The sequence below is a fragment of the Micromonospora sp. CNZ303 genome, assembly GCF_004345505.1.
In genome coordinates this window covers 123,417-136,112 of sequence record NZ_SLVT01000002.1, presented here as the reverse complement: position 1 = coordinate 136,112, position 12,696 = coordinate 123,417, and the positions used below count along the sequence as shown (strand labels likewise).

Genomic DNA, 12,696 nt, shown 5'->3' with positions numbered 1-12,696 from the left:
CGGGCGGTAGGGGAATCGCCGGCGCGGACAGGCATGATCGTAACGGAGTGCTGACGTTCCGTGTCGGCCCGTGGCGTGTGAGGATTGCTCCCCGTGTCCCCCGCAGCGCACCGCCCGTCGTTCCACCCGGCGACCACCGGGGCGCTCGTCCTGGCTGTCGTCGCCGTCTCGTCGTCCGCGCCGCTGGTGGCCGTCGTGGCGGCGCCGGCGCTGGCCGTCGCGTTCTGGCGCAACCTGCTCTCGGTGGCCGTGCTCGGCCCGTTCTCGGCGGCCCGGCGACGCGCCGAGTTCCGGTCGCTGACCGTCGGCGCCGGCCGGCGCGAGGGCGTCTACTGCGTGCTGTCGGGGGTCGCGCTCGCCGCGCACTTCGCCACCTGGATGCCCAGCACCAAGCTCACCTCGGTCGCGGCGGCGACCGCGCTCTGCGCCACCCAGCCGGTCTGGCAGGGGCTGATCGCCCGCGCCCAGGGCCGCCGGCTGCCGGGCGCCGTCTGGATCGGCATCGGGGTGGCGGTCGCGGGCGCGGTCGTGGCGACCGGGGCGGACTTCGCCGTCTCCGGCCGGGCCGTGGCCGGCGACCTGCTCGCGGTGGCCGGGGGCCTGTTCGCGGCGGTCTACACCGCGCTCGGCGAGCGGGCCCGTACGACGATCAGCACGACCACCTACACCACCGTCTGCTACGGGGTCTGCGCCCTGGTCCTGCTCGTGGTCTGCCTGGTCGGCCGGGTGCCGCTGACCGGCTTCGACACCGGCACCTGGCTCGTCGTGCTGGCCCTGGTGGCCGGGGCCCAGCTGCTCGGGCACTCGATGTTCAACTACGCCCTGAAGAAGGTCTCGGCGACCAAGGTCAGCGTGCTGGCCCTGCTGGAGGCCCCGGGCGCCGCCCTGATCGGCTGGGCCTGGCTGGGGCAGCTGCCCGGGGTGACCGCCCTGGCCGGGCTGGGGCTGCTGCTGGCCGGCGTCGCCGTGGTGGTGCTCGGCGGCACCCGCTCGGCCCGCCGCGTCCGCCCGGTCACCACCGCCGTCCCCGCCGACGCCACCCCACCGCCCGACTGACCCGCCGGCCGGCCCCTGCGCCGAACGGCCACCCCGCCCGCAGCCGTCCACCCTGCCGCCGTCCACCCTGCCGTCGGACGGCCACCTGGCGGGCGGACGGCCACTCCTTCGGCGCGGGAACGGCCGTTCCGCCTGCCGGATGCGGCGGCGTCCGTGAGAGTGCGAGGGAGGGCACGCGGCGGCGGGAAGGCGGATGGCGGAGCGGGACGGCGACGAGGGCGGCACCACCGTCACGCCGTCGGCCGAGTTCCCGCCGCTCGACCCGGACGAGCTGCGGGCCCTACGCCGGATCGGTGACCGGTGGCGGAACGTTCGGCGGGGCCGACCGCCCGGCGCGGACACGCTGCCGGTGGACCCGACGCTGCGCCGGCACCCCGACCGGCCGGCCCCGACGCGGTTCGGCCGCCTCGCCCCGATCGCGATGTTCCGGACCGGGGAGCCGGACGAACTGGTCGCCACCGCGCCGGCCAACCTGCCCGGCAGCCGGCTCGGCCGGGCGACCACGCGGCTGCGGCGGGCGCTGTTCGGGCCGCCGCTGAGCAGCGCCGCCGTGGTCTACGAGCGGATGCGCAAGCTGGTGGCACTGCCGGTGCTCTCCTCCGACCTGCTCAGCTCGGTGGCGTACGGGCCGGAGGCGATGCTCGCCGTGCTGCTGCTCGCCGGCAGTGGGGCGCTCGGGCTGTCCCTGCCGCTGGCCGCCGGGCTGGCGCTGCTCATGATCGTGGTCGGCGTCTCCTACCGGCAGACCGTCGCCGCCTACCCGCACGGGGCCGGGTCGTACATCGTGGCGGGCGACAACCTGGGCGCGGGGGCGGGGCTGGCCGCGGCGGCGGGACTGATGACGGACTACGTGCTCACCGTGGCGGTGTCCGTCTCCGCCGGCGTCAGGGCGATCACCTCGGCGATGCCGGGACTGGCCGCCTGGACGGTGCCCCTCGGGCTCGCCGTTATCGGTCTGCTGCTGGCGGGCAACCTGCGCGGCGTACGGGCTGCCGGCAACCTCTTCGTGCTGCCCACGTACGCCTTCGTGGTCGCGCTGCTGGCGCTGCTCGCGGTCGGCTGGTTCCGCGCGGCCGGGCGGGGTTTCGTCCCGGTCGCCCCGCCGCCGGTGCCGGCCGTGGAGGGGCTGGGGCTGCTCCTGGTGCTCCGCGCGTTCTCCTCCGGCGCGGTCTCGATGACCGGCATCGAGGCGGTCTCCAACGCAGTTCCCGCGTTCCGCCCCCCCGAGTGGCGCAACTCGCGCACCACGCTGACCTGGATGGTCGCGATGCTGGTGCTCCTCTTCGTCGGCCTCGTCGGCCTGATCCACCTGTCCGGGCTGGCGCCCACCGCCGAGCAGTCGATCCTCTCCCAGCTGGCCCGGGTCACGTTTCCGAGCGGCCCCTGGTACGCCCTCATCCAGACCGCCACCGCGATGATCCTGCTGCTGGCCGCGAACACCGCCTTCAACGGCTTCCCCCGCCTGCTCTTCTTCATGGCCCGGGACGGGCACGCGCCACGCCGGTTCCTGCACATGGGGGACCGGCTCGCCTTCAGCAACGGGATGGTGGCGCTCACCGGCGCGGCGGCGGTGATCCTGGTGGCCTTCCGCGGGCACACCGAGGCGCTGATCCCGCTGTACGCGGTCGGGGTGTTCCTCGCCTTCACCCTGTCCCAGGCGGGGATGGTGCTGCACTGGCGACGCCGGCGCGGCCCGGGCTGGCGGCGCCGGGCGACGATCAACGCGATGGGCAGCGCCTTCTCCGGCCTGGTGCTGGTCACCGCCGCGGTCACCAAGTTCACCGAGGGCGCCTGGGTGGTGGTCGCCACCATCCCGCTGCTGATCCTGCTGTTCCGGGCCATCCACCGGCACTACCGCAGGCTGCACCGGTCCCTGGCGTTGCACCCGCCGCCGGGCGGCCCGACGCCCGGGCCACCGGTGGTGCCGGCCCAGCCGCCCGCCGCCGGGCCCGCCGCGCCGGAGGGCGAGGAGTTGCCCGAACAGGTACGCCACCTCGTGGTGGTGCCGGTCGCCCGGCTGAACCGGGCCTCGCTGCGGGCCCTGGCGTACGCGGCCTCGCTCGGGCAGCCGACGCTGGCCGTGCACATCGCACCCGAGGAACCGGAGGCGGACCGGTTCCGGGAGCAGTGGCGGGTGTGGGGTGACCACCTGCGGCTGGAGACGATCGTGTCCCCGTACCGGGCGGTGGTCGGGCCGCTCGCGCACTACCTGGAGGCGCTGCACGCCTCCCGGGCCGACCTGGTGCTGACCGTCGTCGTGCCGGAGGTGGTGGTGCGCAGCCGCTGGCACCGGCCGCTGCACAGCCGCACCGAGCAACGGCTGCGTACGGCACTGCGCCGGCTGCCGGGGGTGGTGGTCACCAGCCTCCCGGTGCACCCGGGCGGGTAGCGGCCCCGAGGGGACGGCTGCGGCGCGGGTCGTCAGTCGCGTCGGGCGAGCACGGCGACCCGGGGCAGCGCCTCCGGGTCGGGTACCGGGGTGAGCAGGTCGTCGATGGCGGCGACGTGGCTCGTCGTCCAGCCGGCGTCGGCCAGGGCGGAGAGCACGTCGGCCACGGGGTGGGCGGTGTTGGTGATCGTCGTGGTGAAGGGGGCCGTGCGGCCGTCGTCGGTGCGTAGCTCCCCGGTGACGTGCAGCGGGCGGCGGTCACCGTCGAGCGGGCCCCGGGCCACCTCGACCGAGACGGTGCCGTCCTGCCGGGCGACCGGGGGGACGTCGGCGAGGAGGCCCTTCGTCGTGGACATGTCGAAGCCGAACCAGCCGCCCGGCGCGACCGCCCGGTGCACGCAGCGCAGGTAGGCCCGGACCCGGTCGATGTCGCCGACGTGGTTGAGGACGTCGTACGTGGAGACCGCGAACGCGCAGGGGCGCGGCACTGCGAAGTCGGCGGCGTCCGCGGCGATGAGCACGGCGTCGGTGCCGGCCAGCCGTTCCCGGGCGCGGGCGATCATCGCCGCGGAGACGTCGACCCCGACGACCCGGTAGCCGGCGGCGGCGAACCGGGCGGCCACGATGCCGGTGCCGCAGCCGACATCCAGCAGGCTCAGCTCCGACCCGGGTGCGACCTGCGCGTGCAGCCGCAGCCACGCCTCACCCATCCGCTCGGGGTACGGCGCCCAGAAGCGGTCATACGCCGTGACGAAGGCGTCAACGTACTCGGCCATCGGGTTGCCTTTCGTAGTGCCGGACGGTGGAACTGGCCAACGGAACGAGCGCGGCGACGAAGATCACCGTGGCCAGGGCGAGCAGGGCCGTCCGCACGCCGATCGCGGGCACGACGAGGCCGGCGGCGATCATGACGGGCGGGCCCAGCCCCACCGCCCCCAGCCACTCGTACGCGCTCACGCGGGACATCGCCTCCGTCGGCACCTCGGACTGGACGGTCGTCTCCCACAGCACCCCGAAGACGTCGAAGGCGACCCCGGCCAGCACGGCGGCGAGGATCACGAACGGCAGGGCGGCACCGGCTCCGAGCAGCAGCGCCGGCAGCCCCAGCAGCGACACGGCGAGGACGGCCGTACGCAGGGGCCGGGTCGTCCTGATCCGCATCGCCACCAGCACGCCGGCGAACATGCCGACCGCGTACCCGGCCAGGACGCCGGACCAGGCGCCCGCGCCGCCCAGGTGCGCCCTGGCGAGCAGCGGCCCCGCGAGCCCGAAGGTGACCCCGACGGCGGCGTTGACCACCGCCGCGGCGAGCACGATCTGCCACAGCCATCTGCGCCGGACGAACTCGCGCCAGCCGTCGCGCAGCTCGGCCGGCAGGTTCCGCCCGGCGGGCCGGATCGTCGCGGCCAGGCGCAGCCGGGCGAGGAGTCCGGCGGCGACGGCGAACGTCGCGGCGTCGAGGGCCAGCGCCCAGCCCGGCCCGAGCCAGGTGATCAGCGCGCCGCCCGCCGTGAAGCCCGCCACCGTGGCGGTGTTCGTGCCGAGCCGCAGCAGGGCGTTGCCGCGCTGGCGCGCCTGCGGCGCGACGAGTTCGGCGGTCAGCCCGTTCAGCGAGGGCAGCAGCAGCGCGGAGGCGGTGCCGGCGACGGCCGCGCAGCCGGCGAGGGTGGCGACGCCGGCCCGCCCGCTCAGCACGAGGACGGTCATCGCGCCGTACGCCGTACCGCACATCAGTTCCGCCGCCACGAGTACGCGGTGGCGCGGCAGCCGGTCGCCGATGACGCCGCCGAGCAGCATCAGCGCGATCCGGGGCACCGAGATCGCGGCGAGCACGAGCGACAGCGCCGTGGGCGATCCGCCGGGAAGGTCGAGCACGGCGAAGGTCAGCGCGAGCGGGCCCATCGCGTTGCCGAAGACGGAGATCGTCCTGGCCGTGGCGAACAGGACGAACCGGCGCTCGCGCAGCGGGTCCGCCGGGCGGTCCACGGACGCGACGGTGTCGGTCATGCCCGGTCCGGGCGGACGATCGCCTGCCACCGCGCCACCGGCTCGCCGGCGTCGAGCACGTGCAGCAGCGGTCGGCGGGCCACCACGGGGCACACGTGCCCGGGCAGCACCCGCAGCTCGTCGCCCACCGACACCGACCTCGTGTCGACCGGCCCGCCGTCGGGTGCGGTCAGCACGACACCACTCATCCACACCTGGTCGGCGCCCGCCAGCAGCTCGTCGGCGTCGGTGCGCAGCACCTGTCCGTCGGTGCCGGTGACGGTCGTGGTGACGGAGATCGCGACCGCATCGGGGTCGCACTCGCCCAGCCGGGCGAACCCGCCGTCGAGCAGCGCGTACGCCCCGGCGCAGACCTCGGTCACGCCGGCGACGTCCAGCGCGCCGGCGAGGGTCGGGGTGCCCCCGACGCTGACGGCCGGGCAGGGCGACCCGGCCGCGCGGATCCGCTCGGCGACCGACACCAGCAGGCGCGCCTGTCGGCGGCCCAGCTCGACCCGGTCCCGCGCGGCGGCGAGGTCGGTGATCCCCACGTAGCCGGTGACGCCCGCCATCCGCAGCCCGCCGGTCCGCGCGATCGTGGCGGCCAGCCCCACGGCGGCGTCGGGGTCGACACCGACGCGATGCAGACCGGTGTCGACCTCGACGCGTACGCCGAGTTCGACGCCGTGGGCCTCGGCCGCCGCGCCGAGCCCGGCCACCGCGTCGGGGTGGTCCACATGCACCGTCACCGCGCAGTGCTGCGCGAGCTGCGCGAACCTGGTCCACCGCCACGCGTCACGCCAGGGCCACGCCACCGCCACGTCCGTCACGCCCACCGCCACGTAGGCCTCGGCCTCGGCCGCCGAGTGCACCGCGACGCCCACCGCGCCCGCGGCCACCTGCCGGGCGGCGATCTCGGGACTCCGGTGCCCCTTGACGTGCGCGCGCAGGGCGACGCCGGCCTTGGCCACCCGCCGGCCGTACCGCGCGACGTTCGCGTCCAGCCGGGCCAGGTCGACGGTCACCTGCGGCATCATTCGCCGCGCCCGTGCCAGGCGTCCGGCGGGAAGGAGAACGCCGCGTCGCCGCCGGCGAGCATCGCCGCCTGGCGGTCCCGCTCGGCGGGGTGCGGCACGCCGACGCCGGAGACGCCGAGGAAGGCCTCGTCCGGCCAGGACAGCCCGAGGGCGTCCTCGACGGGCGCGTCGCGGGTGGCGGCGGTGAAGAACGTCCCGAGCCCGAGCGCCGTCGCGGTGAGGTACACGGTCTGGCTCAGGTGACCGACGTCGAGCAGGAGGGCACGGTACGCGCGGGCGGCCGGGTACTTCCACACGGTCCGGTCGAGCACCGCCGCGTACATCAGCAGGAAGCCGGCCTGGGCGGCGTGCGGCTGCCCGCCGCACCACTCGCGCAGCCGGTCCTCGCCGGGGGCGGGCGCGAGGCGCACCAGCTCGTGGCGGCGCACCGCGTAGTGGTAGATCCCGGGTTCCAGCCCCGCCACGTCGCGGACCACGGGGTAGACCTCGACCGGGTGGCGGGCCCCGCCGGAGGGCACGGTCTTGAGCAGCGCCGTCCCGACCCCGGAGACGTCCACCTCGCGGCGCACCCCGGCCGTCCAGCGCAGCAGGGCGGCGAACGCGGGCAGCGGCACCGGGCGCTCCGGATCGAACCACCGGGTCGAGCGCCGGGCCGCGAGGACCGTGGTGAAGTCGACGGCGGGCGGGTCGGCGGGGGGCAGGGCGATCCGTGGCCCGTCGTGCTCCCTGACCGGATCCGGCTGGCCGGTCTTGGCGCGCAGCACCGCCGCGTCCTGCGCCGCGGAGCGGAAGACGTCGCTGCCGAGCGTACGGCTGGCCAGGTGGTAGTAGGTGGCTGCCGGTCCCAGGTCGCGCCACGCGCCGAGGCGTTCCTCCCGGTCGTGCTCCGGCGAACCCTCGGCGACGAGCACGTGGGCGTCGAGGAGCTGCTGCGCGAGTCGGCCTTCGGGCTCGGCCCAGTCGGCGTAGTCGCGCAGCAGCCTCTCCGCCTCCACAGTCAACGCGAACTGCCGGTGCCTCAGCGGGTCGTCGCAGACCAGTTGGCCGTCACGCCACAGGAAGACGACCAGCCGCGACACACGGACACGCATGACTACTCAGGCTCGCGACCGGTCAGACCTCGACCGGAGGCTCCAGGCAGGTCAGTTCCTGGTCGTAGTCGTCGGACGCCACCGGCTCGAAGGCCTCGATCTGCTCGGTCATGCGGGAGCTCCCCTCACTAATCGGCGTTGATCACTGCGTTGCACCGTATCAGACCGTCCACAGTGAACACATCCATCGGTGGAGGAGCGGGCCGACCCGCTCCCGCGCCGCCTCAGACCTCGTGGACCTCCAGCACCCGGGCGGTCGGGGCGGCCCCGCCCAGCTCACCGCGCAACGCCGCCCGCTCCGGGTCGGCCAGGAAGGCGGTGTAGCCGGCGCGGCTGTCGAACCGGATCAGGTGCACCTCCGTACGCCCGTCGGCGGTGCGCTGCCGACGCTCCAGCCGCCCGCCGTGCCGCCCGAGGAGGCCGAGCACCGCGTCCTCGTACCGCCGGCCGGCCTCGACCGCGTCGGCGGCCAGCTCCACCAGCGCCACCAGGCGCACGGCGCCGGCCGGGTCGGTGACGAGCGACTTGAAGAAGTGGTGGTCGACGTGGCCGCCGGGGATGCCCTCGCGCTGCCCGGTGTCGAGGTAGCCGTTGCGGCGGTAGAAGCCCGGCGCCTGGAACGAGAGCGAGGAGACCGAGATCTCCGTGCAGCCGCGCCGGCGGCCTCGTCCTCGGCGGCCCGCAGCAGCCGGCCGCCCCAACCCTCGGCGCGGCGGTCCTCGCGTACCCACACCATGTTGATCCCGGCGCAGCCGCCCCAGGTCCACCCGGTCAGGCCGGCAACCAGCTCGCCGTCGGCGTCGTCGACCCGGACGCAGAGGCCCGCCTCGTCGTCCGCGCCGGTCGCCCGGTTGTTGAAGGCGGTCAGCTCCGCGTCGAGCCGTGCCTGGAGTTCCTTGTCCTCGCCGAGCACCCGCAGGACGCCGCCGCCCGCGTCCCCGTGCCCGCCCGCGTCCCCGCCGATGCCGTTCCCCGTCGTCATGGGGCGGAGTATGGCAGCGCCCCGGTGGCCGGCGACACCGCTATCCGGCGACGCCGACCGCCTCGGCGCTGGCCGTCCAGAGCCGGGCGGCGAGCTGCGGATCGGTCGCTTTGGGCAGCGGCCGGCGCAGCCGCCGGTCGACGTGGTAGCCGCCCGTCACCAGCCGCTCCGGGTCCTGGTTGGCCAGCCAGACCAGCGTCTCCGCGCCCTTCTCCGGGCTGCGCAGCGGCAGGATCCGCATGCCCAGGGCGACCAGCCGGTTGTCGTTACCGAACCGGCTGCGCACCACCCCCGGATGGAAGGAGTACGCGGGGACCTCCGGCCAGCGCCGGGCCGCCTCGGCCGTGAAGAGGATGTTCGCCTGCTTGCTGGTGCCGTACGCCTGCATCGGTCGGTAGCGGCGCAGCGCGGCGTTCAGATCGGCCGGGTCGAGCACGCCGCTGCGGTGCGCGCCGGAGGCGGTCACCACCATCCGGCCGATCCGGTCGCGCAGCAGGTTGCTGAGCAGGAACGGGGCCAGGTGGTTGGCCTGGATCGACAGCTCGAAGCCGTCGACCGTGGTGAGCGGCTGGAGCGCGATCGCCCCGGCGTTGTTGGCGAGCACGTCGATCCGGTCGTACGCCTCGCGCAGCTTGCCGGCCAGCCGGCGGACGTCGTCCAGCACCGCGAAGTCGGCCCGGAACAGCTCCGGTCGCTCGCCGGACGCCTCCCACACCTGTTCCGCCGCGGCCTGGAGCCGGGCCGGGTCCCGGCCGACCAGTACCACCTGGTCACCGCGGCGCGCCAGGTCGACGGCGGCCGCCAGCCCGATGCCCGAACTGGCCCCGGTCACCACCACGATCCGACGCCCAGTGAGATCTTCCACAGGTCCATTCACCCCGGTCACGGCACGAGGTTACCGTGGCGTCACAAAGACCTTTGGGGTCGTTGAGCCCTCGCATTTCGTCAGGTGACGTCGGCGTGCCCGCGCACGCTGGAAGGAGCGCATCCATGGCCGCAGTCGGTCGCCCCCGCCGGTCCTGCCTCGCGGTACCCGGCTCCAGCGTCAAGATGCTCGGCAAGGCCCAGGGGCTCCCGGCCGACCAGGTCTTCCTGGACCTGGAGGACGCGGTCGCCCCGCTCGCCAAGCCCGACGCTCGGAAGAACATCGTCGCGGCGCTCAACGAGGGCGACTGGTCGGGCAAGACCCGCGTCGTCCGGGTCAACGACCTGACCACGCCGTGGACCTACCGGGACGTCATCGACGTGGTGGAGGGGGCCGGCGCCAACCTCGACTGCGTCATGCTGCCCAAGGTGCAGAACGCGGCCCAGGTGCAGTGGCTCGACATGACCCTGACCCAGCTGGAGAAGACGCTCGGCCTGGAGGTCGGCCGGATCGGCATCGAGGCGCAGATCGAGAACGCCGCCGGCCTGGTCAACATCGACGCCATCGCGGCCGCCTCGCCCCGGGTCGAGACCATCATCTTCGGTCCGGCCGACTTCATGGCCTCGATCAACATGAAGTCGCTGGTGGTCGGCGCGCTCATCCCCGACTACCCGGGCGACCCTTACCACTACATCCTCATGCGCATCCTGATGGCGGCCCGGATGCACGACAAGCAGGCCATCGACGGCCCGTTCCTGCAGATCCGCGACGTGGACGCGTTCCGCGAGGTGGCCAAGCGCTCGGCGGCGCTCGGCTTCGACGGCAAGTGGGTGCTGCACCCGGGCCAGATCGACGCCGCGAACGAGGTCTACTCGCCGGCCCAGGCCGACTACGACCACGCCGAGCTGATCCTCGACGCGTACGAGCACTACACGTCGGAGGCGGGCGGCCGGCTGGGCGCGGTGATGCTCGGCGACGAGATGATCGACGAGGCGTCCCGCAAGATGGCCCTCGTGGTGGCGGCGAAGGGCCGGGCCGCGGGTATGACCCGCACCTCGTCCTTCACCCCGCCGGCGGAGTAGTCCCCGCCCCTCCCGACATCCGTGCCGCCCCGGTCCGCGCCGGGGCGGCACCGTCGCGTCAGTAGGTGCTGCTGCCGGACTGGGAGATCGCGAAGACGATGATCGCCACGTAGAAGAGGACCACCAGCAGGTAGAGGCCGGTGACGATCCAGCCGACGATGATGCCGGCCTTCGCCATGCCCTCGCCGCCCTCGCCGGTCTCCCGGATCTGCTTCTGCGCGACGTGGCCGAGGATCGCGCCGATCGGCGCGGTGACGCAGGAGCCGATGCCGACCAGGGCGAGCACCAGGGCGGCGATGGCGAGGCCGTTGGTCCGCAACGAAGGGGCGTAGCCGTAGTTCGGGTAGGGCGGCGGGTAGGCACCGGGACCGGGCTGCCCGGCGGCGTGCTTCATCCCGGCGTACGGGTCGCCGCCCGCGTACGGGTCCGGCGCGTACGGGTCGGGGCCGGTGGGCTGGGCGGGGACGGGTTGACCGCTCACCGGGAGGGCGGGGTCGGCGGGTGGGCTCGACTGCTGGCCCGACCACGCCGGGTCGTTCCAGCCGCCGGAGGGCGGGGGATATGTCATTCGTCTGCTCCGTAGGGTGCGGGGTGCGCCCGTCAGGGTAGTCAGGCCTGCCCAGACCCCGAGGTGTCACCACCGGGTGTGCCGCGTTGCCCGGGCCGGAGGAAGCGGGCAGGATCCTGGCATGGTGATTGACGCGCGAGCCGCGGACCGCTCCGGCAGCCGACCGAGACGGGACGCGAGCCGCCCCGGCGTGGCCCGGCGCACCCGCGCCGCCGCCCAGCCGGGCGCCACCGGCATCGACGAGCCCGCGCCGCTGCCGGACCCGGTGACCCTGCGCCTCGACGGGAAGGTCGCCCTGGTCACCGGGGCGGGCAGCCCGGACGGCATCGGGTACGCGACGGCCCGCCGGCTGGCCGACCTCGGTGCCCGGGTGGCCATCGTCTCCACCACCCGACGCATCCACGAGCGGGCCGGCGAGCTGGGCGTGACCGGCTTCGTCGCCGACCTCACCGACGAGTCGGAGGTGGGCGCGCTCGCCGACGCGGTCGCCGAGCAGCTCGGGGACGTCGAGGTGCTGGTCAACAACGCCGGCCTGGCCAGCCGGGCCAGCCCCGAGGTGCTGCGGCCGGTCGCCCAGCTCAGCTACGACGAGTGGCGCGGTGAGATCGACCGCAATCTCACCACCGCTTTCCTGTGCAGCCGGGCGTTCATCGGCGGCATGGCCGAGCGGGGCTGGGGCCGGATCGTCAACCTGTCGGCCACCGCCGGGCCGGTCAACGCCCTGCCCACCGAGGCGGCCTACGCGGCGGCCAAGGCGGGCGTGGTCGGGCTGACCCGGGCGCTGGCGATGGAGATGATCGCCGACGGGGTGACCGTCAACGCCGTCGCGCCGGGCACCATCCACACCGCGGCCTCCACGGTGGCGGAGATCCGGCAGGGCCTCGGTACCCCGGTCGGCCGCCCCGGCACGCCGGACGAGGTGGCCGCGGCGATCGTCTTCCTCTGCTCGCCGGCCGCCTCGTACATCACCGGGCAGATGCTGGTGGTGGACGGCGGCAACAGCGTCCGTGAGGCCGAGTTCCGCTGATCTGCGGGGCTCAGTAGTTGGGGCCGTTGTTGCCGGCGAGGGCGATCAGCGCGATCCAGCCGCAGCAGGCCAGCACGCCGAGCCCGGTGATGACGTAGCTGAGGATGAGGCCCCACGTGGCGAGCTGGTCGCCCTCCTCGCCCGTCGTGCGGATCTGCCGCTTGGCCAGGTGCCCGAGGACGATGCCGATCGGGGAGAAGACGAACGCGAAGACCAGCGAGAGGATGGCGAGCACGTTCGTCCCGCCGGCCCGGGGACCGGACGGCGGGCCGTACTGCCCGTAGGGCGTCTGCGGGGTGTACGGGGGCTGGTGCCCCCACTGCTGCCCGTGCGGTTGTTCGCCGGGCTGCTCGTAGCTGGGCTGCCCGTACGCGGGCTGCTGGTGGGCCGGCGGCTCGTAGGACGGTGGTTCGTAGGACGGCTGCCCGTACGACGGCGGCTCCGGTGGGGGCTCGTAGCTCGCCGGGTCGCGCCCCGGCGGGGGCTCCCAGGGTGACGGCGACCGGTCCGGATCGGGCGGCCCCGACGACGGTGGCTGGCTCACGGTCTCCTCCTGCCGGTGGCGGATCGCGTCCCCTCTTGCCGGACGCTACCCGCAGCGGTGAACCTTTTC

The 12,696-nt window shown here is 74.7% G+C and carries 13 protein-coding genes; 4 read left to right on the top strand and 9 right to left on the bottom strand.

From position 1 onward, the window contains the following. Window positions 1-93 precede the first annotated feature (93 nt). Window positions 94-1,056: a DMT family transporter gene (locus tag EV374_RS03895; RefSeq protein ID WP_132231634.1), complete on the top strand. Its 963-nt coding sequence runs from the start codon at window positions 94-96 to the stop codon at window positions 1,054-1,056. A gap of 193 nt (window positions 1,057-1,249) precedes the next feature. After that, entirely contained in the window at window positions 1,250-3,445 is a 2,196-nt protein-coding gene (locus EV374_RS03890) for an APC family permease (RefSeq protein WP_132231632.1), read from the top strand. A 32-nt stretch (window positions 3,446-3,477) separates the two neighbouring features. Here EV374_RS03890 and EV374_RS03885 read toward each other — a convergent pair whose 3' ends face one another. From EV374_RS03885 to EV374_RS03860, 7 genes are all read right to left on the bottom strand, one after another. Further along, window positions 3,478-4,221 (bottom strand): methyltransferase domain-containing protein, encoded by a 744-nt coding sequence (locus EV374_RS03885; protein ID WP_132231630.1) that lies wholly within the window; start codon window positions 4,219-4,221, stop codon window positions 3,478-3,480. Further along, a complete protein-coding gene (locus tag EV374_RS03880) occupies window positions 4,205-5,452 on the bottom strand; it encodes an MFS transporter (RefSeq protein WP_132231628.1) in 1,248 nt (415 codons plus the stop codon). Before EV374_RS03880 ends, EV374_RS03885 begins: the two co-directional genes overlap by 17 nt. Further along, complete coding sequence (locus tag EV374_RS03875) at window positions 5,449-6,456, bottom strand: alanine racemase (protein ID WP_165947708.1); 1,008 nt, start codon at window positions 6,454-6,456, stop codon at window positions 5,449-5,451. The genes EV374_RS03880 and EV374_RS03875 overlap by 4 nt, the downstream gene beginning before the upstream one ends. Window positions 6,457-6,464: 8 nt before the next feature. After that, on the bottom strand, window positions 6,465-7,559 hold the full coding sequence (locus EV374_RS03870; RefSeq protein ID WP_132231624.1) for a SagB/ThcOx family dehydrogenase: 1,095 nt from the start codon (window positions 7,557-7,559) through the stop codon (window positions 6,465-6,467). 224 nt (window positions 7,560-7,783) lie between these two features. Next, on the bottom strand, window positions 7,784-7,915 hold the full coding sequence (locus tag EV374_RS33225) for a hypothetical protein (protein ID WP_486485560.1): 132 nt from the start codon (window positions 7,913-7,915) through the stop codon (window positions 7,784-7,786). Continuing rightward, a complete protein-coding gene (locus EV374_RS03865; protein WP_486485559.1) occupies window positions 7,906-8,541 on the bottom strand; it encodes a GNAT family N-acetyltransferase in 636 nt (211 codons plus the stop codon). The genes EV374_RS33225 and EV374_RS03865 overlap by 10 nt, the downstream gene beginning before the upstream one ends. Window positions 8,542-8,581: 40 nt before the next feature. Further along, the gene (locus EV374_RS03860; RefSeq protein WP_132231622.1) at window positions 8,582-9,406 is read right to left on the bottom strand and encodes an SDR family NAD(P)-dependent oxidoreductase; all 825 of its coding nucleotides are present in this window, start codon (window positions 9,404-9,406) and stop codon (window positions 8,582-8,584) included. Window positions 9,407-9,531: 125 nt separating this feature from the next. On the opposite strand from EV374_RS03860, the gene EV374_RS03855 reads away from it, so the two are divergent. Further along, window positions 9,532-10,488 carry an HpcH/HpaI aldolase/citrate lyase family protein gene (locus EV374_RS03855; RefSeq protein ID WP_132231620.1) on the top strand — a complete coding sequence of 319 codons (957 nt, stop codon included), beginning with the start codon at window positions 9,532-9,534 and terminating at the stop codon, window positions 10,486-10,488. 58 nt (window positions 10,489-10,546) lie between these two features. Here the strand turns inward: EV374_RS03855 and EV374_RS03850 are convergent, their stop codons facing one another. Further along, window positions 10,547-11,056, bottom strand: coding sequence for a DUF4190 domain-containing protein (locus EV374_RS03850; RefSeq protein ID WP_132231618.1), 510 nt, complete (start codon window positions 11,054-11,056; stop codon window positions 10,547-10,549). A 121-nt stretch (window positions 11,057-11,177) separates the two neighbouring features. Here EV374_RS03850 and EV374_RS03845 point away from each other — a divergent pair, with 121 nt between their 5' ends. Then, window positions 11,178-12,083 (top strand): SDR family oxidoreductase, encoded by a 906-nt coding sequence (locus tag EV374_RS03845; RefSeq protein ID WP_132231616.1) that lies wholly within the window; start codon window positions 11,178-11,180, stop codon window positions 12,081-12,083. Between the two features lie 10 nt (window positions 12,084-12,093). On the opposite strand, the gene EV374_RS03840 is transcribed toward EV374_RS03845, so the two are convergent. Further along, window positions 12,094-12,627 (bottom strand): DUF4190 domain-containing protein, encoded by a 534-nt coding sequence (locus EV374_RS03840; protein WP_132231614.1) that lies wholly within the window; start codon window positions 12,625-12,627, stop codon window positions 12,094-12,096. Between the last annotated feature and the right edge of the window lie 69 nt (window positions 12,628-12,696).

What these genes read in the sequence shown, in the direction of transcription:
- EV374_RS03850 (WP_132231618.1), bottom strand. Translation starts at nt 11,056, where the DNA reads ATGACATATCCCCCGCCCTCCGGCGGCTGGAACGACCCGGCGTGGTCG.
- EV374_RS03865 (WP_486485559.1), bottom strand. Translation starts at nt 8,541, where the DNA reads ATGACGACGGGGAACGGCATCGGCGGGGACGCGGGCGGGCACGGGGAC.
- EV374_RS03880 (WP_132231628.1), bottom strand. Translation starts at nt 5,452, where the DNA reads ATGACCGACACCGTCGCGTCCGTGGACCGCCCGGCGGACCCGCTGCGC.
- EV374_RS03885 (WP_132231630.1), bottom strand. Translation starts at nt 4,221, where the DNA reads ATGGCCGAGTACGTTGACGCCTTCGTCACGGCGTATGACCGCTTCTGG.
- EV374_RS03890 (WP_132231632.1), top strand. Translation starts at nt 1,250, where the DNA reads ATGGCGGAGCGGGACGGCGACGAGGGCGGCACCACCGTCACGCCGTCG.
- EV374_RS03855 (WP_132231620.1), top strand. Translation starts at nt 9,532, where the DNA reads ATGGCCGCAGTCGGTCGCCCCCGCCGGTCCTGCCTCGCGGTACCCGGC.
- EV374_RS03845 (WP_132231616.1), top strand. Translation starts at nt 11,178, where the DNA reads ATGGTGATTGACGCGCGAGCCGCGGACCGCTCCGGCAGCCGACCGAGA.
- EV374_RS03870 (WP_132231624.1), bottom strand. Translation starts at nt 7,559, where the DNA reads ATGCGTGTCCGTGTGTCGCGGCTGGTCGTCTTCCTGTGGCGTGACGGC.